We start from the raw sequence: 25764 nt of genomic DNA, 5'->3' as shown, positions 1-25764 counted from the left end.
AGCGGGGTTTGCCCCTGTCAGCGCGCCGGGCACGCGGCGCGGGCCCGCATCGCGCGTCGCCCGCCCCACACCCGCCCCACCCGCAGATCCCGCGCGTGGCCGGTCGACGACGTCTTGACGGCGGCATGCGCCGATGGTGTGCTGCACAGCCCCCGCTCCGGGAGGTGCCATGCGCCAGACGATCGTGCACGGACCCGCCTTCGCCGACCTGCGCCCCCTCAAGGAGGCCACGTTCGTCGAGCCGGGCAGGACCACCTTCCCCGTCCATCCCGAACTGTCGCGCCTGCTCCGCGAGGACAAGGAACATCCGGATCCGGCCGGTGTGCTCCCGCACACCATGGCGACCCTGGCCGCGTACGCCTACGCCGGGTACGAACAGGGCGGCGACCCGGAGACCGTCGCGATGATGGCGACGCGGCTCGGCCTGGAACGCAACCGGTGCCGCGTCTTCGAGCAGCGCGTCGACGCGCTCTACATCGCCTCCGCGGCCTACCTGATCCAGGACGAGGAGCGCCGGATTGCGATCCTGTGCTACCGGGGCACCCAGCCCGAGGACATCATCAGCATCCTCACCGACGCCGACGTCCGCCCGGAGACCCTCGCCGTCGACCTGGACGGCACCGACTACGCGGTGCACGCGGGCTTCTACCGCAACATGCGCGCCACCCGCTACCTCGTCCTCCAGGCGCTGGAGCGCGCCGTGCGCGGGGAGTCCATCGACCCCGAGGAGACGGGCACCCGCGGCCCAGGACTCGAAGCGCTCTACATCACGGGGCACAGCCTGGGCGCGGCCATGGCGGCCCTGATGGCGGTCACCCTCGTCCACGAGCCCCGCTACGCCCACATCGCCCGCAGGCTGCGCGCCGTCTACACCTTCGGCCAGCCCATGCTCGGCGGCCCCGACCTGGCGCGGGCCTGCGCGGACACGGTCGACAGCAACGGCACCCACATCCTCCGCGACCGCCTCCTGCGCTACATCTACGACCGCGACGTGGTGCCCGCGCTGCCGCCGCGCCCCGTCGGCCCCTACGCGGCGTTCGGCCGGGAGTTCCACTTCCGCAGGCCACGGCGCGCCGTCGACGCGGTGTTCACGGCGGCGGCCGACGCGGCGGCGGAGGCGGCCGCCTTCCCCGGCGACCTCCTCACCGGCGAGAACCCGCTGCGCAGGCTGCGCCGGATGGGCGCGATCCCGGGCCGCGCCCGCGAGGAGGGCTGGATCGAACGGGTGGAACCCGCCCTTCCGTACCCCCAGATGGACAGCCTCGCGGGCCTGGCGGTCGTGGCCCCCCTCGCCTTCTTCGCGGCCCGCCTGGCCCTGACGCGGACGCTCCCCTTCAAGTACTCCTTCGACGACCACGGGCCCGCGCACTACGTCAACGCGCTTGCTCCGGAAGGGGTGTTGAGCGAGTACGGGGACGTGCGGTAGGCGCCGCCGTCACACGGCCGCCGGCCACGCGTCCCGCCACGGCGCCGCCTCCTCGTAGGCGGCGCACACGTCCAGGAGCGCGCCGTCCGCGAGGTGCCGGCCGATCAGCTGCACGCCGACCGGGAGTCCGCCCCGCGTGCGGCCCGCCGGGAGCGAAGCGGCGGGCAGGCCCGTGAGGTTGGCGATCGGGGTGAAGGACGTCCAGTGGTCCGTGGGCACCATCCGTCCGTCGATCAGCTCCGGGCCTTGCACCCCGACGGGGAACGCGGCGACGGAGGTGGTCGGCGTGAGGAGCAGGTCGTACGTCGACATCAGCCGGGCGACCCGGTTCGCGACCGCCTTGCGCACCAGGTTGGCGTCGGTGAACTGCTCGGCCGTCCAGGGTGTGCGTACGAGCGCCGCCAGGTGCGGGGACATGGCGGGCCCGAGCCGGTCGGCCATGGCCCGCATGCCCGTCAGGTCGGTCTCCGCGGCGATGATCGCGCCGAACGCCTCGCTGAAGTCCGGGAGTTGGAGGTCGATGCGGTCGACCTCGGCGCCCAGGTCCTTCTCGAGGACCTGCGCCGCCTCGTCCGCCACCCGGCGCACTTCGGGGTCGACGGCGACCCGGCCCAGGTCCGGGCTGTAGGCGACGCGCAGCGGGCCGGCCGGGCGGCGCCGGGTCCAGTCCACGTCCGCGCACGGGATCGAGTGCCGGTCGCGCGGGTCGGGCCCGGCGAGCACCGAGAGCATGAGGGCGGCGTCGGCGACGGTGCGGGTCAGCGGGCCGATGTGCTCGACCGACTCCCAGCCCGACACCCCTGGGTGGCGCTCGTCGCGGCACCCCGGATACACCGGCACCCGCCCCATCGACGCCTTGAACCCGAAGATCCCGCACAGCGCGGCCGGGATGCGGACCGAGCCGCCGCCGTCGCTGCCGAGCGCCACCGGGCCGAGCCCCGCCGCGACCGCCGCCGCCGAACCGGCGCTCGAACCGCCGGGCGTCCGGTCGAGGTCCCAGGGGTTGCGGGTCACCGGGAACAGCGGGTTGTGCCCGGTCGCGCTGTAGCCGAACTCGGTGGCGTTGGTCTTGCCGAGGACGACGGCGCCCGCCGCCACCGACCGCTCCACCACGATGTCGTCCTCGTCCGGTACGAAGTCCGCGTACGCGTGCGAGCCCGACGTCGTCCGGATGCCCTTGGTGGAGATCAGGTCCTTGACGCCGAGCGGGACACCGGCCAGCGGGCCGGTCTCGCGGCCCGCGGCGACGTCGTCCGCGATCCGCCGGGCCGCGGCGCGGGCCAGGTCGGGCGTGGGCGTGCAGAAGGCGCCCAACTGCCCGTCCACGGCGTCGATCCGGTCGAGCACCGCGTCGGTGACCTCGACGGGGGACAGCTCCCGCGAACGGATCAGCGCGGCGGTCTCGGTGGCGGACAGCCGGCAGAGCTCGGCGGCGTCGGTGGGGTTCACGTGCGTGGGCCCTTCTGTGGGAGTCCCGTCGGAGGCACTGGCGGCGCCCCGTTCAGACGACGGAGGTGGTCGTGGCGTCGACGGCCGGCCCGGCCGTCGCCCTGGGCGCGCGGCGCCGTTCGGCCACCGCGTACACCACCGCGGCGACCACGATGCCGAACAGCGGGTCGACGGAACCGGGCAGCAGGTAGTGCGCGAGGCCCGCGACCAGGGCCCCGGCCGCCCACGCCCCGAGCGCGCTCCAGCGGTAGTCGCGGGACTCGGCCGCACGGCCCTTGCGGCGCAGGTACTGGTCGGTGATGAGCACGGCGCCGATCGGCGGCACGAACACGCCCAGCAGGTTCAGCCAGTCCACGAAGTGGCCCCACACGCCGCTGAGCGCGAACAGCAGGCCCAGCAGGCCGAGACCGAGAGCGAGCGGGCGCATCTTCGCGGGGGTGAGCGCGGACCAGCCGACGGCGCCGTTGTAGAGGCAGTGCGAGGCGACGGAGCCGAGGTTGACGAAGACGAACAGCACCGCGAGCGCCGTGAGCAGCGGGCCGTGCCCGGTGAGCAGCGGCAGGAAGCCGCCCCCGTCGGCCTCCGGGTCGGCCGACCCGCCGATCGCCACGACGACGCCCCCGAGCGCGTAGGCGACGAAGTTGGCGAACGGGAAGGCGAAGGCAGTGGCGGCCACCGCGCTGCGCCCGCTCCTCGACCAGCGGGTGAAGTCGGCCGTCATGGTGCCGGAGTCGGCGAACCCGGCGATGACGATGGCGACGGCCCCGCCGAACCCGAGGGCGCCGCCCGTCCCCTGGTAGGTGAGGGCGTCGGAGGCGGAGGTGCGGCCCGCGCCGTAGCCGATGGCGACCGCCGCGAGGACGACGAACAGGGGCGTCGCGACGGCGCCGACGAGTGCGAGGGCGCGGATCCCGGCGACGGTGAGCAGGGTGTAGATCGCGCAGCCGAGGAGCGCGCCCCACATCGGGGTCCAGCCGAGCGTGTCCTGAAGGGTCGTGCCGGTGAGGCCCACCTGGAAGCTGAACCAGCCGATCACGACCGTGGCGAGCAGCCCGGCCGCGGCGAGCCTGCCGCGGCGCCCGAAGGTGTCGGCCGCCTGGAGCGCGAAGTTCTCGCCCGTGCGGCCCGCGTAGTGGCTCAGCGCGCCGACATAGCCGAACAGGACGAGGTTGCCGACGAGGATCGCGAGCAGTCCTTCGACGAGGCCGAGGTTGTAGACGATCACGCCGCCGAAGACGGCGTTGCCGAGGTTCATGGGAAACCCGAACCACACGGCGGCCACCGACGGGAGGCTCTTGCGGGCGGTGGGCGGAACTGGTGCGTGTTCGTACTCTTCTGCGCTGGCCATGTGCCCCTCCGTGGGGGTGCCGGGACCGGTTGGTATACCGCAAACGCGAGTGAAGGTAGAAGCTGCTTGTTACGCGGGAGGGCGCCCCGCGTTTCCCCTGGCGCGCCCTCCGTTGCCGCGGCGTAAAGGATCAGCGCATGTCGGCCGGGCGTTCCGTGCCCTCGAACGGGAAGCGGCGGCGGAAGGTGTCGGCCGCGTCCTCCAGGGTCACGAACGAGACGCCCTCGTGGCCGGAGACGTACTCGATGAAGCGCTCCAGCATCAGCAGGACGTTGGGGCGGCCCGAGACGTCCGGGTGCAGGGTGATGGGCAGGACGGCGTAGTCCAGCTCGCGGTGCACCCAGTCGAACTGGTCGCGCCAGTCCTGTTCGAGGGCGCGCGGCGAGACGTAGCCGTGGCTGTTGTGGGCGTGCTTGTTGAACATCATGGGCGGCAGGTCGTCGACGTACCAGTTGCCGCAGAACTCGACGAGGTCCACCTCGTGGCCGTGCACGAGCGGCTTCATCCAGTCCTTCGCCGCACCCGTGTAGTCGATCTTCGTCCAGGAGTCGCCGACGCGGGCGTAGAACGGGGTGAAGTCCCGGTAGTTCTGCGAGTGGTCGTAGGAGAAGCCGTATTTGTGCAGCAGGGCGGCCGTCGACTCCGACATCTCCCACCAGGGCGCGACGTAGCCCTTGGGACCGCGCCCCGTGAACTGCTCGATCAGCTCGACGGACTTGGCGAGGACGTCCTCCTCCTGCTGCGGCGACATCTCGATGGGGTTCTCGTGCGAGTACCCGTGCGCGCCGATCTCGTGACCGGCCTCCACGACCATCCGGGTCTGCTCGGGGAACGTCTCGATGGAGTGGCCGGGGATGAACCAGGAGGTGCGAATGCCGTAGCGCTCGAAGAGCTTGAGCAGGCGCGGGGTGCCGATCTCACCGGCGAAGACGCCGCGCTGGATGTCGTTGGGGGAGTCCTGGCCCCCGTAGGAGCCGAGCCAGCCGGCGACCGCGTCGACGTCGACGCCGAGGGCGATCTGGATGTCCTTGGGCATGGGTGTACTGCTCCTTGCTAGCGGGGGGTTCGGGCGGTGAGTTCGGCGGTGGCCGCGGCGAGCGCCTCGCGGTCGGCCTCCGTCCAGTCGCGCTCGCGCGTGCTGTGCACGGAGATCCAGCCGGTCAGCGTGGTGCCGGTCTGCACCGGCGAGAGCATCTGGGCGCGCACGCCGTACACGTCCTTGAGCGCGTCCGGCGGCTGCGGCGCCTCGCGGAAGTGCGGCTGCACCAGCGCGCGGCGCTCTGCCTCCAGCCACTCGACGGTGTTGAGGCGGCGCTGGTCGAGGGAGGCGTCGCGGCGGATGGAGCGGACGCCGGGGGCCAGCGCCTCGCCGGCCGTGAGGTCGACGTGCAGGTCGTGTCCCGGCAGGTCGACGCGGAACGTCGTCCGGTCGGCGCCGGTGTCCTTCAGGAGCCGCTCCAGGGTGCGCTGGATGTCGGCGCGCAGGCTGCCGTCGCGCAGCAGCTGCCCGTGCCCGGACCACGACGGGCGCGCCCCGGCCAGGTCGAGCGCCCGCCACAGCGTGGCGCTCACGGAGTCGAACACCGGAATTTTCAGGGCGTGTTCGAGCCGTTCGGCCTCGAAGGCGCCGTACACGTTCGTGCACACCACGGCGACGGCCTGCGCGCCGTCGGTGGCCGCCGCCTCGATCTGGCGGGCCACGTCGGCGGGCGGGATGCGGGCGAAGGCCTCGTTGTCGTGCTCGCCGAAGGGCTCCGCGAGCACGCACTCAAGCCCCTCCTTCGCGTACGTCGACACGATCGCGTCGGCGACGTCACGGGTGTAGGGCAGGGCGAGGCCGAGGCGGGTCACGCCGTAGGCGGCGCAGGCGTCGAGCAGCGCGAGCGTCGAGGTGGTGGCCGGAATGCCGGTCTCCGCGGTGAGCGCGGCGGCGAGTGCCCGGTCCCGTTCGATGCCGAGCCAGGAGCCCGACGTCCCGTTCCACACCAGGACGTCGACCTTGGCGTCGGCGAGCTGCCGGGCCGCGGCCAGCATCGGCTCGGGCGCGAACTGGGCGTCGCTGCCCGTGTCCAGGGCGATCCGGGTGACCGGCACCCGCGCGAAGTGCGCGGTGGCGAGCCCCGGTTCGGCGCCCTGGAGCAGGCCGTACGTCACGGGTTCGAGGCAGGTGTTGGAGGACGGCGTGAGCATGCCCACGCGCAGCGGACGGTGGTCGCTCGGCGGACGGTTCTCGCTCGATGAAGCCCTCATCGGACGGCAAGCCTCCTTGAGTAGTCGATGACCAGGGACGCGGCGGTGAACAGCAGTGCCGCGCCGACGAAGTACAGCAGTGCCCAGGTGTAGGAGCCGGTGCCGCCGACGATGAAGCCGACGGCGATGGGCGTGACGATCCCGGCGATGTTGCCGGACAGGTTCATGGCGGCGCCGACCACGCCCGCGTTGGCGCGACCGCCGAGCGTGGAGGGGAGCGCCCAGTACAGGCCCGCCCAGCGCAGGAAGAAGAGCACGACGGAGAGCAGCGCGACGGCCGTCATCGCGTCGGGCACCAGGACGACACCGAGCAGCCCCGCCGTCACGGCCGTGCCCGCGATCCCCATCAGGGTGCGCAGGACGGTGTTGGCGGCGGTGCCGCGCGAGCGCCAGTGGTCGGCGAGCCAGCCGCCGATCAGCTCGCCGACGAATCCGGCGCCGAAGATGACGAGCGTGGACCAGCCGATGGACTTGATGTCGAAGCCCTTCGTCTCGGACAGGTACAGCGGGCCCCAGGTGAGCAGTCCGTAGAAGACGCCGTTGAAGCCCATCCAGCCCAGGCACATGCCCCAGAACGAGCGGTACCTGACGTAGTCGCGCAGCTTCGCGGGCCGGTCCTCGCCGGGCGTCGCCGCGTCCTCGGCGGCGTGCTCGCGCTCGATGTACGCGGCCTCGGCCTCGTTCACGCCCGCGTGCTCGCGCGGGGTGTCGCGCAGGTAGCGCAGGGCCAGGAAGCCGACGGCCACGGTCACCGCGCCCGCGACGACGAACGCGATCCGCCAGCTGCCCGTCCAGGCGATCAGGCCGGAGATGGCGATGCCGCCGAGCGCCGAGCCGAGCGGGGCGCCGCCGTCCATGAGGACCGCGCCGCGTCCGCGTTCCTTCGCGGGCAGCCAGTGCGCGTTGAGCTTGCCGCCGGCCGGCATCACCGGGGCCTCGACCGCGCCGAGCGCGAGCCGGGCCGCGAGCAGCGAGCCGACACCGGTGGCGGCCGCCGTGGCGCCGGTCGCCAGGCCCCAGCCGACGCAGGCGCCGCCCGCCATCCGGCGCGGCCCGAACCGGTCGATCAGCCATCCGCCGGGGATCTGCATCAGCGCGTACGTCCAGAAGAACGCGCTCAGGACGAACCCGGTGACCTCCTTCGACAGATGCAGGTCCTGGGTGATGAGCGGCAGCGCCACGGACACCGAGCCGCGGTCGATGTAGTTCAGCGTGACGATGCCGAGGAGGAGCAGGAACACCTTCCAACGGGTGCGGCTGGGCGGTGACTTGGTGGTTCTTCCGTGCGGCTGGGCCGCTTCGGTGGCGCGGGTCAGATCGGCTGACGACATGTCAACCCCTTTGCTGAGCCGGGGACGAGCTGCGGAAGGCATGCATCGAAGGGCATGCTTCGCAAGGCCGTGGGGGCGGCCCTGCGGACATCGGGAGAAGCGTGTGACGTGTGTGTTCGCCGCTATGGCATACCAAAGGATGCGGATGGGGGCGCGCCGCGTCAAGGCGTTGGTATACCGTGAGTCGCAATTGACGGGGAGGAAACATGGCACAGGCGGGGGCCGGCGAGGCGGGCTGGCTGCGCGATCAGGTCTGCGAGGGCATCAGGGACCGGATCATCAGCGGCCAACTGAGACCGGGCGACCGGTTGTTGGAGCGGGAGGTCGCCGAGGAGTTCGGGGTGTCCAGGATCCCGGTGCGCGAGGCCATCAGGGTGCTGCTCAGCGAGGGCTTCCTGGAGGCGGCGTCGGCCCGCAAGATCGTCGTCAAGCAGCTCTCGTTCCAGGACGTGCTCGACCTCTTCGACCTGCGCGAGGCCCTGGAGGTGCTCGCCGTGCGGCGCGCCACCGAGCGGGCGCAGAAGCCGCAGCTCGCCACCCTGGGGCGGCTGCTGGCCAGCGCGGAGCGCGCCACCCGCACGGGGAAGCCGGCCCGCATCTCACGCGCCAACACCGACTTCCACCACCACATCGTGGAGATCGCGGGCAACACCCTGCTGGCCTCCACCCTGCAACCCCTGGAGGGCCGGATGCGCTGGCTCTTCCAGCAGGTCGACGACCCGCACGCGGTGTGGGAGGAACACCAGGGCCTGTACGAGGCCATCGCGGCCCACGACGCGGACCTGGCGGCCGACCGGGCCCTGCACCACGTACGCCACTACCGGGAAGTGGCGATGCGAGTGCTGTTCGGAGCGGACGACACCGAGTCGGTGCGGGCGAGCAGCTCAAGCCCCTGCGGCGATTGAGGCGCGGGGTCCGGTTCGGCGGGCAATTCAAGCCCCTGCGGCGATTGAGCAGCGGGGCCCGGGGCAGCGCCCCGCGACCTCACGCCATCTGCCGCCGCACCAACTCGTGCAACCGCCCACCCGTATCGGCCAACAACTCCGCAGGCGACCCCTGCTGAACGACCCGCCCCGCCGACATCACGACGACCCGGTCCGCATCCATCACCGTCGACAACCGGTGCGCGATCACCACCCGCGACGCCCGGAGGGCCTTCGTGCTGTCGATCACGATGCGCTGCGTCTCATTGTCGAGCGCACTCGTCGCCTCGTCGAAGAAGAGGATCCGCGGGCGCCGGATCAGCGCCTGCGCGATCATCAGCCGCTGACGCTGCCCACCGGAGACCGCCCCGCCGCCCGAGATCATCGTGTGCAGGCCCATCGGCATCCGCTTGATGTCCTCGGCGAGGCCCGCCATCTCGGCCGCCGCCATCGCCTCCTCCTGCGTGAACGCCTCGGCGCCGCAGATGCAGTCGAGGATCGACCCGCTCAGCGGCTGCGCGTTCTGGAGGACGACGCCGCACTGGCGCCGCACGGCCGCCTGGTCGAGCGCCGAGAGGTCCTGGCCGTCGTACAGGACGCTGCCGGAGGCCGGGGCGTCGAAGCCGATCAGCAGGCGCAGGAGCGTGGACTTTCCGCAGCCGCTCTCGCCGACCACCGCCACGAACTCACCGGGCTTGATCGACACGTTCACGTCGTCGAGGACCAGCGGGCCGTCGTCGGTGTAGCGGAAGGAGACTCCGCGCGCCTCCAGGGCGCCGGTCAGCTCGCCGGGCTGCGTCGCCGCCTCGCGGACCTCGGGCTTCTCGTCGAGCACCGGCTTGATCTGCTCGAACATCGGCAGCACCGCCGCCGCCGAGATCAGCGCGCCGGTCAGCTGCGTCACCGACGTCAGGAGCATCGTCACCGACGTGTTGAAGGTGAGGAAGGACGCCGCCGACATGCTGCCGCGGGCCGGCCCCGCGAGCAGCATGAACATCACGAGTGAGCACAGCGGCAGATAGACCGAGTTGAGGACCGTCGTCGCGTTCTTGATGCGGCCGGCCCTGCGTTGCAGCTCGCGGGTGCGCGCGAACTCCTTCGCCCACGCCGCGTACGCGAAGCTCTCCGCGCCCGCGACGCGCAGCTTCGGCAGCCCGCGCAGCGTCTGGAACGCCTGGTTGTTGAGCTTGTTGCCGAGCTTCACCAGGCGCCGCTGCCAGCGCAGTTCGAGCAGGCCGAGGGTGAGGAAGACGGCCGCGACCAGGACCAGCATGCCGAGCGCCGCCATCGCCAGCGGGACGCTGTAGAGGAGGAGCATGACGAGGTTCATCGCGCCGACCGTCGTCGACTGGACGACGATCGGGCCGACGCCGGAGAGCAGGCGCCTGATGGAGCTGATGCCCATCGCGGCGCTCGCCAGCTCGCCCGTCGAGCGGGAGGCGAAGAACCGGGTCGGCAGCCGCAGCAGCCGGTCCCAGACCGCCGGTTGCAGGACGCTCTCCACTCGGCCCTCGATGCGCAGCACCGTGAGGTTCTGCAACAGCATGAACGCCGCCGTCACGACGCTGGTGACCACCACCGCCAACGACACCTGCGTGATGAGGCTCGTCTGCGCGTTGGGCACGTACGTGCCGAGGACCTGGCCGGTCGCGACCGGGACGAGCGCGCCGAGGACCACGGTGACCAGGCCCGCGAGCAGCAGCCTGCGGATGTCCTTCGTCATCGACTGCATGCTGAAGCGCATCAGCCCGAGCGGGGTCAGAGCGCCGTCCGGGAGCGGGCGGTACAGCATGATCGCCCGCTCCTCGAAGTCCTCCGCGTTGTCCTCGTCGACGCGGACGCGGCGGTCGCCCGCCGGGTTCACGGTCTCGTAGCCGCCCCGCCGGTACAGCAGCGCGACCGGGGCGCCGGACGAGGCCCGGTAGCCGACCAGCGGGCCCGCGTCGCGGCGCCACCAGTCCCCGGCCAGGCGTACCGGGCGGGTGCGCAGGCGGGAGGCCGTGGCGAGCTGCTCGACCGGGTCGAGGCGGTCGCTGACCGCGCCCACGTGGTCGGGGTCGACGAGCCGGATGCCGGACGCGTCCGCGACGATCTTGCAGGCGGCGTACGTGGCGTCGGCGCCCGCGTCGGAGGAGTTCCGGCGGCCGCGCTTGGTGCCCATGGACGCGAGGAGTGTGCGGTCGGCCTGCTCGCGGACGGCCTCGCCCGCGCGGATACCGGCCGCGGCACGGTCCTCGTGCGCGCTCTCCAGGCGTTCGATCCAGCGGTCGAGCGTGGAGAGCAGGCGCCACTGCTGGTTGACCATCCGCTGCCACAGGCCGGTGTCGACCAGCAGATCGGCCGCCGCGTCCGCCGCGTAGGCGGAGCCGTACTGCACGCTGCCGGGCGCCAGTTGGGGCCACAGCACGTCGTCGTCGCCGACGAGGGAGTCCTCCTGGGTCTCGACGGTGCGCCCGTCGAGCGGCGCCTCGAACAGGATCTTCTGCCCGCGGCCCACGCCGAGCGCGAAGGCCTCCTCCAGCAGGCTCCAGCCGTACGAACCGTCGTACGCGGGCGGTGCGTAGGGGAGCTCGCGCAGCGGGATGCGGCGGACCTGGCAGCCGCCCAACGGCCGTCCGACGAGGGTGTGCTGGGTGCCCTCGACCGGGCCGAGCAGCAGCGTGCCCGGCTCCAGACGGCCGAGGAAGTGCCAGTGGCCCTGGCTCTGGGCGTCGACCGCGAACAGGTCGAGCGCTCCGCCCGCGACGAGCCACAGCACGTGCGGGCCCTCAAGGGGCAGGCTGCGCAGATCGGTGCAGTCGACGGGGGCGCCGAGGCCGCCGAAGGCCGCGACGACTTGGTCGGAGGAGGTGAACTCCGCTTGCAGGTCGGTCATGTCAGTGCTCAGTGCTCCTTGACCAGCTCGGCGTACGGCCCGCCGGCCCGCACCAGGTGCTCGTGGCGGCCGCGTTCGACGACCTGGCCGTGGTCGAGGACCACGATCTCGTCGCTGTCGCGGACCGTGCTGAGGCGGTGCGCGATGACGACACAGGCGCAGCCGCGCCGCCGGATGTTGTCCATGACCGTCTGCTCGGTCTCCGCGTCGAGCGCGCTGGTCACCTCGTCGAGGACGAGGATCGACGGACGCCGTACCAGTGCCCGCGCGATCTCCAGGCGCTGGCGCTGGCCGCCGGAGAAGTTCCGGCCGTCCTGCTCGACCCGGCCGCGCACACCGCCGGGGCGGCGGGCCACCACGTCGTACAGGCACGCGTCGCGCAGCGCCTCCTCCACGGCTTCGTCGGAGATCGACGGGTCCCACAGCGCCACGTTGTCGCGGACCGTGCCCTCGAAGAGGAACACGTCCTGGTCGACGAAGGAGACGGAGGCGGCGAGCGCGCCGCGCGGGATGTCGTCCAGGCGCCGGTCGTCGATCCGGATGACGCCCTCCCACGGCGCGTACAGGCCGGAGATCAGGCGGGAGACCGTGGACTTCCCGCTGCCGGAGCCGCCGACCAGGGCGACCTGCTGGCCGGGCCCCACGGTCAGCGAGAAGCCGGACAGGAGCGGCTTGTCGAGCGGGCTGTAGCCGAACGTGATGCCGTCCAGCTCGATGTGGCCGCGCAGCCTGCGGGTGCTCTGCACCTGCTCGGGACGCGCGTACAGCTGGTCGACGGGGAAGTTCTCCACGTCCTTCAGGCGCGCCACGTCGGCGGCGAAGTCCTGGATGCGGCCCGCGACACCGTTCAGCCGGGTGAGCGGTGCGGTGAAGCGGGTGACGAGTGCCTGAAAGGCGACGAGTAGACCCACCGACAAATGGCCCTCGACGGCCCGCATGCCGCCGATCCACAGGATGAGCGCGCTGTTGAGGGTCGCGAGGGTCGGCGCGACGATGCCGAGCCACGCGCTCGGCACGCCCAGCTTCTGCTGCTCCTCCAGGGTCGTCGCGTGCTGGCCCGCCCACCGCCGGAAGTAGCCGTTCTCGCCGCCGGTCGCCTTCATCGTCTCGATGAGCTGGAGCCCGGTGTACGAGGTGTTGGTCAGCCGCGCCGTGTCCGCGCGCAGCTTCTGCGTGCCCGTCGCCCGCAGCCGAACGACGATGCGCATCGCCACGACGTTGAGCAGCGCGATGCCCACGCCGATCGCCGTGAGCTGCGGGTCGTAGGTGTACAGCAGCACCGCGTACAGCAGCACCACGATTCCGTCGACGCCCGCCGCCGTCAGGTCGCGGGCCAGGGTCTCGGCGACCGCGTCGTTCGACTGGAGGCGCTGCACCAGGTCGGCCGGGCTGCGCTGCGAGAAGAACGTGACGGGCAGGCGCAGCAGATGCCCGAAGAAGCGGGCGCTGCTCAGCGTCGAGGAGATGATGCGGCCGCGCAGCAGGTTCGACTGTTGCAGCCAGGTCAGGACGGCGGTCAGCGCCACCATCGCGCCCATCGACGCGAACAGGGCGCCGAGCAGTGAGGTCTGGTCGCCGATGAGGAACAGGTCGATGTACGTCTTGCTGAGCGCGGGCACGGCCGCACCGACGCCGACGAGCAGCAGGCTCGCGAGCAGTGCGACGAGCATCGTGCCGGTGGTGCCGCGCAGACGTGCGGGCAGCGCCGTCATGATGCCCGGCTTGCGCCCGCCCGTACGGAAGCCGTCGCCCGGCTCCAGGACGAGGACGACACCCGTGAAGCTCGTGTCGAAGTCCTCCATCGGCACGAAGCGGCGGCCCTTGTCGGGGTCGTTGATGTGCACGCCGCGGCGCCCGAAGCGGCGGCCCATGCCGTCGTAGACGACGTAGTGGTTGAACTCCCAGAACAGGATCGCCGGGCCCTGCACCTCGGCGAGCGCGGCGGGCTCCATCTGCATGCCCTTGGCGGTCATGCCGTAACTGCGGGCCGCCTTGAGCAGGTTCGAGGCGCGCGAGCCGTCCCGCGAGACGCCGCACGCGATGCGCAGCTCCTCCAGTGGGACGTGCCGGCCGTGGTGCGCGAGGATCATCGCGAGCGCCGCGGCGCCGCACTCGACGGCCTCCATCTGGAGCACCGTGGGCGTGCGCACCTTGCGACGGCGCTTGGCCGGCGGGGGAGCGGGGCGCGCGCGGCGGCGGTCGGGGCGGTGGCCCGCGGGCGGCAGGGAGGTCTGGGTCACGGCTTCAGCCAATCCATCGGGCGCTGATCGGCGAGGTGCACGGAGCCGGAGGCGAGGGTCATGGAGGCGAGCGGATAGGGCGGCCCGCCGTCGGAGGACCAGGCGTATCCGGACTTGGTGTCCGCCTTGGTGAGCTCGACGAGGACCGGGACCCGGGCCCCGCCCTTCGTGAACTCGCCCGCCAGTGAGCTGTCCCCGATGAAGTCGGTGACCTGCCGCTTCGTCTCGGCGGCGCGGCCGACGGCCTTGACCTTCCCGCGCAGCACGCCGTACTGCTGCGCCTGCGGCACGTTCAGGTCGACGTCGGCGCCCGCGTCCACGTTGCCCGCGCTGGTGGCGGGCACGTACAGCATCGCGAGCAGCGGATCGTGCGCCGAGCCGGTCTTCTCCACCGTGGCCACGTCGGAGCCGGTCGTGACGACCGAGCCGATCCGCGCGACGAGCGCCGTGACCCGGCCCGCGTCGATGGCCCGCACGGCCCGGTTGCCCTGCGCGGTCTGCACCTTGAGGAGCGGCGCGCCCGCGCGCACCCGCTGGCCCTCCTTCACGTACAGGCCGGTGACCTGCCCGGTGACGGGGGTCTGGAGGACGTAACTGCCCTGGGCGTACGTGAGGATGCCGTTCGCCTTGAGCGTCGACGTCACCGAACCGGTGACGGCCCAGACGCAGGCGGCGACCATCACGACGACGGTGACGGCGAGTACGAGCAGACCCTGCGGCCGCGCGAGGCGTACCGGCAGATCGAGCTCCTCCGGCGACTGCAGTTTGGACAGGGCCTGTTGGCGGAACTGCACGGAGTCTTTCCCTTACCTAGCTTCCATGCCGGGCCGGTCTCGAGAATTCCCGGACCCGGACGCCCCGAAAGCCCCGGGACACGGGGTCCCGAGGCTTGGGGTGCGCCACCCGTCAGGAGGTGGCGCGGCGATCCCGAGGGATCGAATCCGACTCAGAGGCCGGCCGTCAGGCCACCGGCGAGGCCGGTCACGGCGCCGGCGTTGACGCCGGTGAGGCCCTCGACCGTGTTGGTCACGGAGGAGACGGTGCCCGAAACCGGGGCGATGCCGTCAACGGTGCCCTGAACCTGGCCGACGAGGCCGCCGACGAGGCCGCCGGAGACGTTGTCGAGGTCGGCGTCCGAGATCTCAACGGTCTCAATGTGGTTGCTCATAATGAGCCGCCCTTCTTGGGTATGTCCGGGTATTTCGAAATTCGCGGGGCGCGCTGGAAATCGGTGGCTGCGAATCCCTTGCGGCCGTCATGCGATGCGGAGGATCAAAGCATGTTGACGCGTCGCACAGCTAATCGGACCGCGTCCATTCATAGGGGATCAGCGAGGTCAATTACCTTCATGTGCCGGGGTGTTCACAGTCGGGCGCCATCTCCTTCACATTCTTCACGGAGAGGTTTGTGAACACCCTGTGTCCCAGGGCAGCAAAGGGGACACTCGCGCATCAATGGCGCGCGATGCTTGTATGAGGCAATCGTTTCTTGCGAAGTACCGTGACCGCCCTGCGCATTCGGTGTGCAGGTTTCTGGCACGCGACCGCGGCGGCGGTCAGGACGACCGGCGGAACGAATCCCCACGGCGCGGCGGCCTCCCGCAGGGCAACGGCGCAGGCCGCGCCGCCGACCACGGCCGACAACCGGGCGGTTACCCACAGTTGCACCCGGCCCCGCCCGGAGCCGTCGACCGCCCCGGTCACCAATGTCGTCAGCGTCCCCGTGAAATAGGTGGTGGGCGCGGCCCCGGCCCCCGCCGCGACCATCGCCGCGGACTGCGCGCCCATCGCCAGCGCGGCCACGGCGAGCAGCACGGTCCGCCAGACCCCGGCCGGGTCCCCGCCGAGCAGCCCGCCCGCCACCGCGACGAAGCCGAGCAGCGCGCACTGCGCGGCGAGGCAGGCCACGACGCGGCCCGGCCACTCCTGGGTGCGAGTCCCGCGCACGCCCCGGCACACGAAGGCGGTCGCCGCGGCGCCCGCCGCGTAGCCGCCGAGCGCGTACAGCGGGCCGGCCACCTGGTGTGCGGAGCCCTGCCCCGCCGAGATGCCGAGCAGGACGAGGTTGCCGGTCATGACGCCCGCGAAGGTCTCGCCGAGGGCCGTGAACGCGAGCGCGTCCACGGACCCCGAGGCGGCGGCGAGCAGCACGAGCGAGACATGAGGGCGTGTGTCCATGTCTGAGACCGTAGGCGCGCGAGGCCCTCTCGAAACGCTCGCGCGTCGGCGCGTCGAGCCTGCGCCTGGAGCCTGTCGTCAAACTCCCGTCCGCGCCGCGGCCGGGTCGGGCCCGAGGTCCAGCGGTGCGAAGTCCACGCCCTCCCACAGGAGCCGCGAGGCCTCCTCCGGGTACGGCGCGGTGCGCGACGGCGCGTCCAGGATCCGCGTCGTCCGCCGGTCGGCGGTGAACGGCGCCCACCCGGGACCGTCCCCCGCCGCGAACGAGGTCCAGGCCGCGCCCATCTCCGCGGACAGCGCCTTCGCCGCGGGCGGGACCTCGGCGCCGAGGAAGAGCCCGGCGAAGTCCGAGTCGAGCGTCCCGAAGACCAGCGGCACGTCCAGGGCGTGGCAGGCGCCCATCGAGCCGTTCGCGCCGGGCGCCTGCCAGGACAGCTCGTACGCGTACGCGGTCCCGCCGCCCGCCGCGTGCGCCTCGGCCAGGCGCAGCGAAGGGATCCGGAACAGCCAGTCGGACAGCACGAGTTCATGGAGACCGGTCGGGCTCGCGGACGGGTACGCGGCCCGGTAGCGGGCCTCGGCGTCGGGGCCCGGCCCGAACCGCAGCAGCGCCTCGGTCGCCTCCTCCTCCGTCGTCCTCCCGTACCGGCCCGCCATGAGGGTGAACAGCCGGTACTCGTCCCGGTTGTGCCCGGCGAGCAGCTCGACGTCCCGCGCGGCGCCGCCCGCGAGCGCCTCCCACGGGGTGGCGGGCAGCACCTCCCCGTCGACCACCGGGGAGAACGGTGTGGCGGTGTGGGCGACACGGCCCCAGCGGTCCGCGTACGAGGGCAGCGCGCGGATCAGGTCGTCGGTGGCGTCGCGCAGCGCCTTCGGCGCGCACGCGGCGAGTTCCGCGGCCCCCGCGCCCGGCGCCCCGAGCCGCTCCGCGATCCGGGCGCCGATGTCCCGGGCGAGATCGAACGAGAAGTACGTGCCCGGCACGCTCTGCGCCACCGCCCGCCGGAACAGGCCGGCCGCCGACGGCATCGCGAGCAGCGCCGCCACCGAGCCCGCGCCCGCGGACTCCCCGAACACGGTGACCCGGTCCGGATCGCCGCCGAACGCCGCGATGTTCTCCCGCACCCAGCGCAGCGCCGCGACCTGGTCGAGCAGCCCCCGGTTGGCGGGCGCGCCGTCGAAGACGCCGAAGCCCTCGGCGCCGACCCGGTAGTTGAGGGTCACGACGACCTGGCCGCGCGAGGCGAGCGCGGAACCGTCGTAGTGCGGCCCGTCCGTGGAGCCGCTGACGTACGCCCCTCCGTAGATGTAGACCAGCACCGGCAGGCCCGCGCCGCCGAGGTCGGGGGACCACACGTTGACGGTCAGCCAGTCCTCGCCCTCGGGGACCGGGCGGCCCGTGAGCCCGCCCACGAGGGACTGCGGGGGCGGCGGCCCGAAGGCGAACGCGTCGCGCACCCCGTCCCACGCCCGCGCGGGCTCCGGAGCCGCCAAGTGCAGCGGGCCGACGGGGGGTTGGGCGTAGGGGATGCCGCGGAAGACGCTCAGCGTCCCCTGCGCGAGGCCGCGGACCCGACCCGCCGCGGTGGGTATCGGGGCGGTCGGGGTGGCGTCGGTCATGCGTGTCCTCCCTGGTGGCCCGGCTGGTGCCGGGCCGGGCGTCGAAGCGCTTCGACGAACTTCTGGACAGGCACCTCGCGCAAATCATAGGGTCGACATGCCGAACGGCGGGCGCGCCTCCCGCCGACGCCGGCGCGCTGGGCGGGTCGTCCACCCCCCCTCGGACCCGGCATCAGGAGAACGACATGGTCACGCTCGCAGAGGTCGCCAGGCACGCCGGGGTCTCCGCCAGCACCGTGAGCTATGTCCTCAGCGGCAAGCGCTCCATCTCGGCGGCCACCCGCGAGCGCGTCGAGAGCAGCGTGCGCACGCTCGGCTACCACCCCAACGCCGGTGCCCGCGCCCTCGCCAGCAGCAAGTCCAACATCATCGCCCTGATGGTGCCGCTGCGCACCGACATGTACGTACCCGTGCTCATGGAGATCGCGACGGCCGTCGCCACCGCCGCCCGCGCCCACGGCTACGACATCCTGCTGCTCACCGGCGAGGAGGGCGCCCAGGCCGTGCGCCGCATCGAGGGCAGCTCGCTCGCGGACGCCGTGATCGTCATGGACGTCGAGCTGGACGACGAGCGGCTGCCGCTCCTGCGCACCGCGAGCCGCCCCGCCGTCCTTATCGGGCTGCCCGCCGACACCGCCGGACTGCACTGCGTGGACCTCGACTTCGCCGCCGCGGGCGCGCTGTGCGCCGAGCACCTCGCGGGCCTCGGACACCGCGAGATCGCCGTCATCGGCGAGGCCGCCGCCGTCTACGAGCGCCGCACCGGCTTCGCCGAGCGCACGCTCACGGGCCTGCGCGGGCGCAGCGCCGAACTCGGCCTGCGGCTCCTGCACCGCCCCTGCGAGGGCAGCTACGCCGCCGTCTCGGCGACGCTGTCGCGGATCTTCGACGAGCGCCCCGGGACCAGCGCGTTCATCGTGCAGAACGAGGCCGCCACCGACCCGCTGCTCGCCCTGCTGCGCCAGTCCGGCCGGGCCGTCCCCGAGGACGTGTCGGTCGTCGCGGTCTGCCCCGAGCAGGTCGCCCGGCACGCGTCGGTGCCGCTCACCTCGGTCGCCGTGCCCGCGCAGGAGATGGGGCGGCGCGCGGTGGAGCAGGTCGTCGCGCAGATCGAGGGCCGCGGCCCGGTCGGCGAAGTCGTGCTGCTCGCGCCCGAGTTGACCGTTCGGGAGAGCGCTGCGCAGGCGCCGCCCGCCGCATAGGATCGCCGTATCCGGTCCTGAAGCGTCAGAAAGCGAGCGTGCCCGTGCACCCGACGTACGTCCTCGTCCATGGAGCGTTCGCCAACTCCTTCTCCTTCGCGCCGCTCCAGGCGGAACTCGGGCTGCTGGGTCACCGCTCGGCCGCCGTCGACCTGCCGGGACACGGCTTCGCGGCGACCTGGCCCGCCGCGTACCAGGCCCCGCAGGACCCGGCGGGTCTCGCCTCGACACCCGGCGTCCTCAAGGGAGTCACCCTCGACGACAACGTCGCGCACCTGATCGGCTTCCTGGAACGGGCCAAGGAGAACGGGCCCGTCGTCCTCGTCTCGCACAGCCGCGGCGGCCTCACCGCCACGGCCGCCGCCAACCGGCGCCCCGACCTGATCGACCACATCGTCTACGTGGGGTCCTGGTGCCAGGTCGACCTCACCGCGGCCGGTTATCACGCCGAACCGGAGATGGCCTCGGTCGACGTCGCCGCGCTCGGCCTCGCGATGGCGGGCGACCCGGCCGAACTCGGGCTGCTGCGCGTGAACTTCCGCACCGCAGACGAGAAGGCGCTCGACGCGTTCAGGTCGGCCTTCTTCGCCGACGGCACCGATGACGAGTTCCGCACCTTCCTCAACACCTTCCAGCCCGACGAGAACCTCGATGTCGGCACCGAGGACGACCGCGCGCAGGCCGACACCTGGGGCCGCATCCCGAAGACGTACGTACGCCTCGCGCGCGACACGAGCCTGCCGCCAGCGCTCCAGGACCGGCTGATCCGCGAGGGCGACGCGCTGACCCCGGACAACCCGTTCCGCGTCCGCACCCTCGACAGCTCGCACCTGAAGTGGCTGGCCGACCCGGCGCCGGCCGCCCGGGTGCTGGCGGAGATCGCCGAGTCGCTGTGAGGCCGTGACCGGCGACCCGCCCCCCTGTGTCCGGGGGCGGGGGTGACACCCCATCCCACACGTGAGTAAGGTGAGCCTTACCTAAGTTTGGAGTGGAGATGGTCAACCCAGTGGCGCACCAGGAGCTCACCCCCGCCGAGCGGGCGCGGACGATCCTCGCCGCGGCCGACACCCTGACCCTGACCCTGACCACCACGACCGAGGCCCGGCTGCGGCTCGACTGCGTGGGGCTCTACGCCGTGGACGCCGCGTCCCGGCTCGTCCTGCTCGACCCCGTCGACCCGCGGCTGACCGAGGCGCTCGCCACGGCGCCGCACTCGGGCCTCGCCGCCTACGCCGAGTTCACGGACGTGGCCCCCGTCGTCGTACGCGACCGGGTGCGCGCCCGCCTCGCCTTCAGCGGCCGCCTCGGGAACGCCGGGCCCGACACCCTGGTGTTCCGCCCCGCGCGGGCCGCGTTCGCCGAGGACGACGCGGTGCGCGTGCTCGACATGGCGGAACTCGCCGCGGCGGCTCCCGACCCGCTGGCCGGGGTCGAGGCGGAACTGCTCTCGCACCTGGACACGGGACACGCGGACCTGCTCGTCCAACTCATCGAGCTCGTTGGTGACTTGGACCTGTCCGACGTCGCGGACATCCGGCCCGTACGCCTCGACCGCAGGGGCCTCGTCCTGCGTCTGGAACGCGCCGCCCAGGAGCACGAGGACGTCCGCATCGCCTTCCACACCCACGCGGTCGGCCCCCACGAGGTGGGCCACCGCATCCAGGAACTCCTCGACGTCGCGGCCGCCCGCGCACACCGCTGAACGGAGGCGTCAAGCGGCGCGGCAACCTGACCGCCACCCGCGTCAAGCGCGAGTCGGCGCCGCCCGGTGCCGAGGTCGCGTGGGTCGACCGGGGAGTCGGGTCTCGCCACCGGGCTGCGCCGAAACTGGGCGGCTCAGGGTGTGCCGAAGGGGCGCATCATGTTCTGCGGCTACTGGAAACACTGAGCGCCTGCGCCTGCCCGGCGCGCTGCAACTCCTCCAGGGCCACAGAGACCGGAGCGGGTCTTCGGTCGGACGCGCCGAGGTGCCGGTACCAGTCGCGCAGCGCCAGGTACGCGGCGGCGGGGAGCGTCCGGCGCAGCACGGGGACCGTCGCCCTCGCGACGCCGTGCAGGGGGTGGTGCCGGGGCGCGCTCCGTCGCGGCTCGGCCGCCACGGGCTTCTTCGGGCCCGGCACGGAGAGCTTCACCCCGGACAGCCGTGGTGAGCTGAGCCAGCCGCCCACGTTCAGGCGCAGACACACGTTCCAGGCGCCGGGGTCGAGCGGTCCTGAGATCTCGTCGACGCCGGTGGGGTCGATGGCGCACTCCGTCGTCCAGTGCATCTCCCACAGCTCGGGGTCCGCCTCGTGCGGCGTCGGACGCAACGTGGACGTCCCGGTGGTCACGACCAGCTGGGTGCCGCCGGCCTTGTGGTGCACGAGGCCCTGCGCCTTGGCCTTCTTGAGCGGCTGGGTGAAGTCCAGCGTGGGGTCGAGCCCGGCCAGCTCGTCCAGGGGAGCGGGCGGCTGCCAGGTCCAGCGCACCCGCTTCTTTCCGGACGGCGTCGCGTGCACCGTGCGGCGGAACAGGAGCGGGGTGCTCTCGCCCGTCTCCGGGTCGGTCCGCACCAGCGACGTGCGCGCCCGCACATGCAGCGCCCCGTCCCGCCAGTCCGCCTCCTCGACCTCGGGCAGGTGCCTGACCTCGCTCTCGAACCGGGTGTAGGCGTGGATGCCCTCGTGGTCGCCGGAACGGCACAGTCGGGAGAGCACGCGCAGGCGCTCCGGCAGATGGCGGTCGACGGCGGCGGGCAGCTCGCCGGCGAGATCGATGACCTCCTGCCGCCAGGCCGCGCGCCGCTCCTCGTCCTGCCCGAGGAAACCCTTCCCGGTCAGCCGCTTCAGCGCCTTGCTGCCGTACCAGTTGGCGGTGAACCTGTGCCGCAGCTCGTCGTCCGACACCCGGGTGTCGGGGGCGTGCAGCAGGGCGATGATGCGCCGCACCGAGCCGATGTAGGGGACGGGCTCGATGGGGGCGTAGCTGATGTTGTGCTTGCCGTTGCGGTGCCGCACCCAGTGGTAGGTCGTGTAGTCCGGCACCGTGCTGACCTGCTTGGCCAGCAGATAGGCCCGCAGCGTGAACAGATGGTCCTCGAGCCGGACCCGGCCCTCCTCGAAGCGCAGGTCGTGATCGAGGAGGAACTGGCGGCGGAACAGCTTGTGGACGGTCATGCTGCCCAGCAGCACGGGGTTCTCGCGCACGGACCCCCGCTCCAGTGGCTTGGCGAACGGGGCCCGCGGGGCGCCGCGGCCGTGTCCCGCCATACGGCCGATCACGATGTCCGCGTCGGTGTCCTTGGCGCGCGCGTAGAGCCGCTCAAGCGCCTGCGGCGCGAGCCAGTCGTCATCGTCGACGAAGTGCACGTACTCCCCGCGCGCACGGGCGACGCCGGTGTTGCGGGGGCGCCCGGGCCAGCCGGAGTTGGTCATCGGGACGACACTCATGTTGTCCTCGTCGGCCAATTCCCTTTCCAGGAATGCGACCGTGTCGTCCGTGGAGCCGTCGTCGATGTAGAGAACTTCGAAGTCCGTGCGGGGCATGGACTGTTTCCGAAGTGCGGTGAGTCCCACCATGACGTCTTCGCCGGTGTTGTGGGTCGGAATGATAACCGTGACTTTTACGGGGGTCATGTAGGTGTGTCAATCCGTGCGCTCGGACCAGTTCCGAGGGGAGGGTTCGTAACCTAGCAGCGTTTACTTCTTTCACAGGAAACGCACTTCCATGGTCACACCGCGATATGAATATCGCACGGAGTACGCCGGGTCACTGTTTTGGGTGATGTGGGCCGGGCCCTGCCGGGGTTCTCCGTCAACTCTGCGACGGTGTCGGCCATGGCTTCTCTGTACCGGACACTGCTGAACGGCCTCTCGCGGACCGGGGCTCAGATCATCGACCTGGCCCCCGGGGCGGCGGTTCTTGTGCACCGGAGGCACGGGAAGTGGACCAGCACCGACCTCGGGGGCGGCGTCCATCTCGTCGTGGACCAGCGGAAGTCGGGGATGTCGGACCGGGATTTCCAGAAGGCGGCGTCCGACCTTCTCTGCGCCCGCCACGTCGCCGAGATGCTCGACCAGTACGGAGTGAACTGCGTATTCGACGTGGGCGCGAACGTCGGACAGTACGGAAAGCGGCTGAGGCAGTCCGGATACAAAGGTCGCATTGTATCGTTCGAGCCCGTACCGCGCTTCCTGGAGAAGCTCGAGAAGCAGGCCGACGGCGACCCGGACTGGCACATTTTCCCGTGCGGGCTCGGCCGTTCGGACGAACTGCGGCCCATGCACGTCGAGTGGAACACGATGAACTCGCTGCTTTCCCCCAGCGACTACGGGAACGCCGCGTACAAGCGGTTCACGAAGGGCCGCACCGAAGAAATCCAGGTGTGCCGCCTCGACGGCCTCATGGACCAGGCCCTCGTCGGCATCCAGAACCCGCGCCCCTACCTCAAGATGGACACGCAGGGCTACGACCTGGAGGTCTTCGCCGGGGCGGGGGAGCGCGTCGACGACTTCGTGGGGATGCAGTCGGAGGTCGCGCTGCTGCGGCTCTACGAGGGCAGCCCGCGCATGGAGGAGGCCCTCGCCGAGTACGAGGGCCGCGGCTTCGAGATCACCGGCATGTATCCGGTGACCCGCGAGAAGAGCACCGGCCGGGTGCTCGAGTTCGACTGCGTGATGATGCGCGCCGGCGAGGCCCCCGCGCCGGCCGCGGGGGAGCGGGGACCCGCGGCGGCGGCCGGGCAGGGATCCGGCGGCTGAGCCGCGCTCGGCTCAGCGGTCGAGCTCGCGGTGCGCGCTCTCCGGGAGCCGCAGGTACACCACCGAGGACACGAGGCACAGCACGGCCACGTACCAGGGGAAGAGCCCGCTGTGTCCGAGGTCCTTGAACAGGGTGCCCATGTACGGCGCCGTGCCGCCGAACAGCGCCACCGTCAGCGAGTAGGGGAAGCCGATCCCGGCCGCCCGCACCCGGGCGGGGAACACCTCCGCGTTGACCGCCGCGGAGATCGACGTGAAGCCGGTGAGCAGCACCATGCCGGCGCACTGCGTGAACAGCAGTGAGGCGAAGGAACCCGTCAGCGAGTGCAGCAGCGGCACGCTCAGCAGCGCGAATCCGAGCCCGAAGAACAGCAGCAGCGGCTTGCGCCCGAACCGGTCCGAGAGCATCCCGCCCACCGGCTGCAACAGCGCGAAGAACGCGAGGGAGATCGTGCCCACGGTCAGCGCCTGCGACGTGTCGATGTCCGTGTTCAGCTCGGCGTACGTCGGCAGGTACGAGGTCCACGTGTAGTACGCGAGGGTGCCGCCGGCCGTGATGCCGCAGATGAGCAGCGACTGCCGCGGGTACTGGCGCAGCGCGTCGAAGAGCCCCGGCCGCTCGTGCCCCTCGCTCCGCGTCTCCTGCGCCCCCTGCCGGATCCAGAACCCGACGAGACTCAGCACCGCCCCGGCCAGGAACGGCACCCGCCACCCCCAGCCGTCCATCTGCCCCTCGGCGAGCGTGCCCACGAGCACCGCGGCGACGCCCGACGCGATCAACTGCCCGATGGACGTGGACACATACTGGAACGACGAGAAGAGCCCGCGCCGCCCCGGCCCCGCCGACTCCACGAGAAACGTCGTCGACGCCGCGAACTCCCCGCCCACGGACAGCCCTTGGAGCAACCGGGCGAGCACCAGCACGACGGGCGCGAGCACCCCCACGGACGCGTACGTCGGTGTGATCCCGACCAGCAGACTGCTGCCGCCCATCAACAAAATGGTCACCGTCAGCGCGGCCCGCCGCCCCTTGCGGTCGGCCACCGCCCCCATCAACAACCCGCCCACGGGTCGCATGAAGAACCCGACCGCGAACACGGCGAAGGTGGCGAGCAGCGGAACGAGCGAGTTGTCGGCACTCTTCGGAAAGACCTGGTCGGCGATGTACGTCGCCAGAAAGGTGTACGCGTACCAGTCGTACCACTCGACGGCATTGCCGACGGAGGCGGCGAGCAGCTGCCGGAGGGGGTGGGCGGGTGGGGCCGCGGTGGTGGTCGTCTGTGTCATGAGCCTGACGCTAACCACGGAAAGCCCCAGCTCATACGCGGTTTGACCGAGTCGAGACATTCACGTCGAACAGCTCTCGGCAGGGGCCCGGGATCAGTGGCCGAAGGAGCGGTGGGCCACGCCCTCCAGGTGTGTGCGCATCGCCGCCTCGCAGGCCGCCGCGTCGTTCGCCTCGAAGGCGCGCAGCACCGCGGCGTGTTCGGCGAGGGCCTCCGCCGTGTCCGTGATGCGGCCGCCGGTGAAGCGCCGGAAGCGCTGGATGTGGGCGCCCAAAGGATCGATGGCCGCGACGAGGAAGCGGTTCCCCGCGGCCTCGGCGATGGCGGCGTGAAAAGCGGAGTCGGCCTGCATATAGGCACGGAAGTCGTCCGTCTCCCGCTGGTCCGCCGCCGAGGTCATCTCCTCGTGGTGCTCGACGAGGACCCGGATGGTCCCGGCCGCGTCCCGCTCGCACGCCTGGCGCGCGTTGTACGGCTCGATGAGCAGGCGGGCCGCCATGAGTTCACGGAACCCCGCGTCGTCCAGGAGCGGGGCGACCGTGTAGCCGCGGTGCGGCACACGCTGTACGAGGCCCGTGTTCTCCAGCTTGGCCAACGCCTCGCGCAGCGGTGTCGGCGAGACACCCCAGTCCTTCGCGATGGTGTCGATGCGCAGCGGCGTGCCCGGGGCGAGCCCCTCGTCGAGGATGAGGGCCAGGAGGGCCTCGTACGCCTCGTCCATCAGCACGGTCCTGCCGAGCCCGGCCGGGCGCACCTGTCTGCCGACTGCTCCCATCGTCGCCTCTTTCCGCTGTGCCCCTGCCGCGGGGCCCTGTTGTCCCAGCTGAACGCGCCCGCGCGCCGGTCTTCAGCTTAGCCGGGGGAGTGGGGCGTCCCGGCTGCCCGCCTCCGCTGGACG

Annotated in this window: 20 protein-coding genes; 6 read left to right on the top strand and 14 right to left on the bottom strand. The window is 72.0% G+C overall.

Annotation, left to right across the window (positions count from 1 at the left end):
* The first annotated feature begins 169 nt into the window (after positions 1-169).
* Positions 170-1426, top strand: coding sequence for a lipase family protein (locus ACNYS0_RS08790; RefSeq protein ID WP_422472093.1), 1257 nt, complete (start codon positions 170-172; stop codon positions 1424-1426).
* A gap of 9 nt (positions 1427-1435) precedes the next feature.
* On the opposite strand, the gene ACNYS0_RS08785 is transcribed toward ACNYS0_RS08790, so the two are convergent.
* From ACNYS0_RS08785 to ACNYS0_RS08765, 5 genes are all read right to left on the bottom strand, one after another.
* Complete coding sequence (locus tag ACNYS0_RS08785) at positions 1436-2875, bottom strand: amidase (protein WP_422472092.1); 1440 nt, start codon at positions 2873-2875, stop codon at positions 1436-1438.
* A gap of 52 nt (positions 2876-2927) precedes the next feature.
* The gene (locus tag ACNYS0_RS08780) at positions 2928-4223 is read right to left on the bottom strand and encodes a purine-cytosine permease family protein (RefSeq protein ID WP_422472091.1); all 1296 of its coding nucleotides are present in this window, start codon (positions 4221-4223) and stop codon (positions 2928-2930) included.
* A gap of 130 nt (positions 4224-4353) precedes the next feature.
* A complete protein-coding gene (locus tag ACNYS0_RS08775; protein ID WP_422472090.1) occupies positions 4354-5259 on the bottom strand; it encodes a polysaccharide deacetylase family protein in 906 nt (301 codons plus the stop codon).
* Positions 5260-5276: 17 nt separating this feature from the next.
* Entirely contained in the window at positions 5277-6473 is a 1197-nt protein-coding gene (locus tag ACNYS0_RS08770; RefSeq protein ID WP_422472089.1) for a maleate cis-trans isomerase family protein, read from the bottom strand.
* On the bottom strand, positions 6470-7804 hold the full coding sequence (locus tag ACNYS0_RS08765; RefSeq protein ID WP_422472088.1) for an MFS transporter: 1335 nt from the start codon (positions 7802-7804) through the stop codon (positions 6470-6472). The genes ACNYS0_RS08770 and ACNYS0_RS08765 overlap by 4 nt, the downstream gene beginning before the upstream one ends.
* 206 nt (positions 7805-8010) lie before the next feature.
* Here ACNYS0_RS08765 and ACNYS0_RS08760 point away from each other — a divergent pair, with 206 nt between their 5' ends.
* On the top strand, positions 8011-8709 hold the full coding sequence (locus ACNYS0_RS08760; protein WP_422472087.1) for a GntR family transcriptional regulator: 699 nt from the start codon (positions 8011-8013) through the stop codon (positions 8707-8709).
* A gap of 79 nt (positions 8710-8788) precedes the next feature.
* Here the strand turns inward: ACNYS0_RS08760 and ACNYS0_RS08755 are convergent, their stop codons facing one another.
* The 6 genes from ACNYS0_RS08755 to ACNYS0_RS08730 all read right to left on the bottom strand — a co-directional run bounded on the left by ACNYS0_RS08755 (position 8789) and on the right by ACNYS0_RS08730 (position 17639).
* A complete protein-coding gene (locus ACNYS0_RS08755; RefSeq protein ID WP_422472086.1) occupies positions 8789-11602 on the bottom strand; it encodes an NHLP bacteriocin export ABC transporter permease/ATPase subunit in 2814 nt (937 codons plus the stop codon).
* Positions 11603-11610: 8 nt separating this feature from the next.
* Complete coding sequence (locus ACNYS0_RS08750; RefSeq protein WP_422472085.1) at positions 11611-13842, bottom strand: NHLP family bacteriocin export ABC transporter peptidase/permease/ATPase subunit; 2232 nt, start codon at positions 13840-13842, stop codon at positions 11611-11613.
* On the bottom strand, positions 13839-14636 hold the full coding sequence (locus tag ACNYS0_RS08745; RefSeq protein ID WP_422472084.1) for a DUF2118 domain-containing protein: 798 nt from the start codon (positions 14634-14636) through the stop codon (positions 13839-13841). Before ACNYS0_RS08745 ends, ACNYS0_RS08750 begins: the two co-directional genes overlap by 4 nt.
* A 152-nt stretch (positions 14637-14788) precedes the next feature.
* On the bottom strand, positions 14789-15010 hold the full coding sequence (locus tag ACNYS0_RS08740) for a type A2 lantipeptide (RefSeq protein ID WP_422472083.1): 222 nt from the start codon (positions 15008-15010) through the stop codon (positions 14789-14791).
* A gap of 283 nt (positions 15011-15293) precedes the next feature.
* Positions 15294-16019: a DUF1275 family protein gene (locus tag ACNYS0_RS08735; protein WP_422472082.1), complete on the bottom strand. Its 726-nt coding sequence runs from the start codon at positions 16017-16019 to the stop codon at positions 15294-15296.
* Between the two features lie 78 nt (positions 16020-16097).
* Entirely contained in the window at positions 16098-17639 is a 1542-nt protein-coding gene (locus ACNYS0_RS08730; RefSeq protein ID WP_422472081.1) for a carboxylesterase/lipase family protein, read from the bottom strand.
* 185 nt (positions 17640-17824) lie between these two features.
* Here ACNYS0_RS08730 and ACNYS0_RS08725 point away from each other — a divergent pair, with 185 nt between their 5' ends.
* The 3 genes from ACNYS0_RS08725 (at position 17825) to ACNYS0_RS08715 (ending at position 20543) form a co-directional block, all read left to right on the top strand.
* On the top strand, positions 17825-18841 hold the full coding sequence (locus tag ACNYS0_RS08725) for a LacI family DNA-binding transcriptional regulator (protein WP_422472080.1): 1017 nt from the start codon (positions 17825-17827) through the stop codon (positions 18839-18841).
* A 44-nt stretch (positions 18842-18885) separates the two neighbouring features.
* The gene (locus ACNYS0_RS08720; RefSeq protein WP_422482526.1) at positions 18886-19737 is read left to right on the top strand and encodes an alpha/beta fold hydrolase; all 852 of its coding nucleotides are present in this window, start codon (positions 18886-18888) and stop codon (positions 19735-19737) included.
* A 98-nt stretch (positions 19738-19835) separates the two neighbouring features.
* Positions 19836-20543, top strand: coding sequence for a DUF2470 domain-containing protein (locus ACNYS0_RS08715; RefSeq protein ID WP_422472079.1), 708 nt, complete (start codon positions 19836-19838; stop codon positions 20541-20543).
* Positions 20544-20700: 157 nt separating this feature from the next.
* Here ACNYS0_RS08715 and ACNYS0_RS08710 read toward each other — a convergent pair whose 3' ends face one another.
* Positions 20701-22455 (bottom strand): glycosyltransferase family 2 protein, encoded by a 1755-nt coding sequence (locus ACNYS0_RS08710; RefSeq protein ID WP_422472078.1) that lies wholly within the window; start codon positions 22453-22455, stop codon positions 20701-20703.
* Between the two features lie 201 nt (positions 22456-22656).
* Between ACNYS0_RS08710 and ACNYS0_RS08705 the strand changes: the two genes are divergently transcribed.
* Positions 22657-23580 carry an FkbM family methyltransferase gene (locus tag ACNYS0_RS08705; RefSeq protein WP_422472077.1) on the top strand — a complete coding sequence of 308 codons (924 nt, stop codon included), beginning with the start codon at positions 22657-22659 and terminating at the stop codon, positions 23578-23580.
* Positions 23581-23592: 12 nt separating this feature from the next.
* Here ACNYS0_RS08705 and ACNYS0_RS08700 read toward each other — a convergent pair whose 3' ends face one another.
* Positions 23593-24867, bottom strand: coding sequence for an MFS transporter (locus ACNYS0_RS08700; RefSeq protein ID WP_422472076.1), 1275 nt, complete (start codon positions 24865-24867; stop codon positions 23593-23595).
* 93 nt (positions 24868-24960) lie between these two features.
* Positions 24961-25641, bottom strand: a complete 681-nt coding sequence (locus ACNYS0_RS08695) for a GntR family transcriptional regulator (protein ID WP_422472075.1) — start codon at positions 25639-25641, stop codon at positions 24961-24963.
* Positions 25642-25764: the final 123 nt, after the last annotated feature.

The organism is Streptomyces anthophorae (assembly GCF_049310305.1).
Lineage (GTDB): Bacteria > Actinomycetota > Actinomycetes > Streptomycetales > Streptomycetaceae > Streptomyces.
Note: the sequence above shows the minus strand (reverse complement) of the source record. Positions and strands in the feature narration are given on the sequence as shown.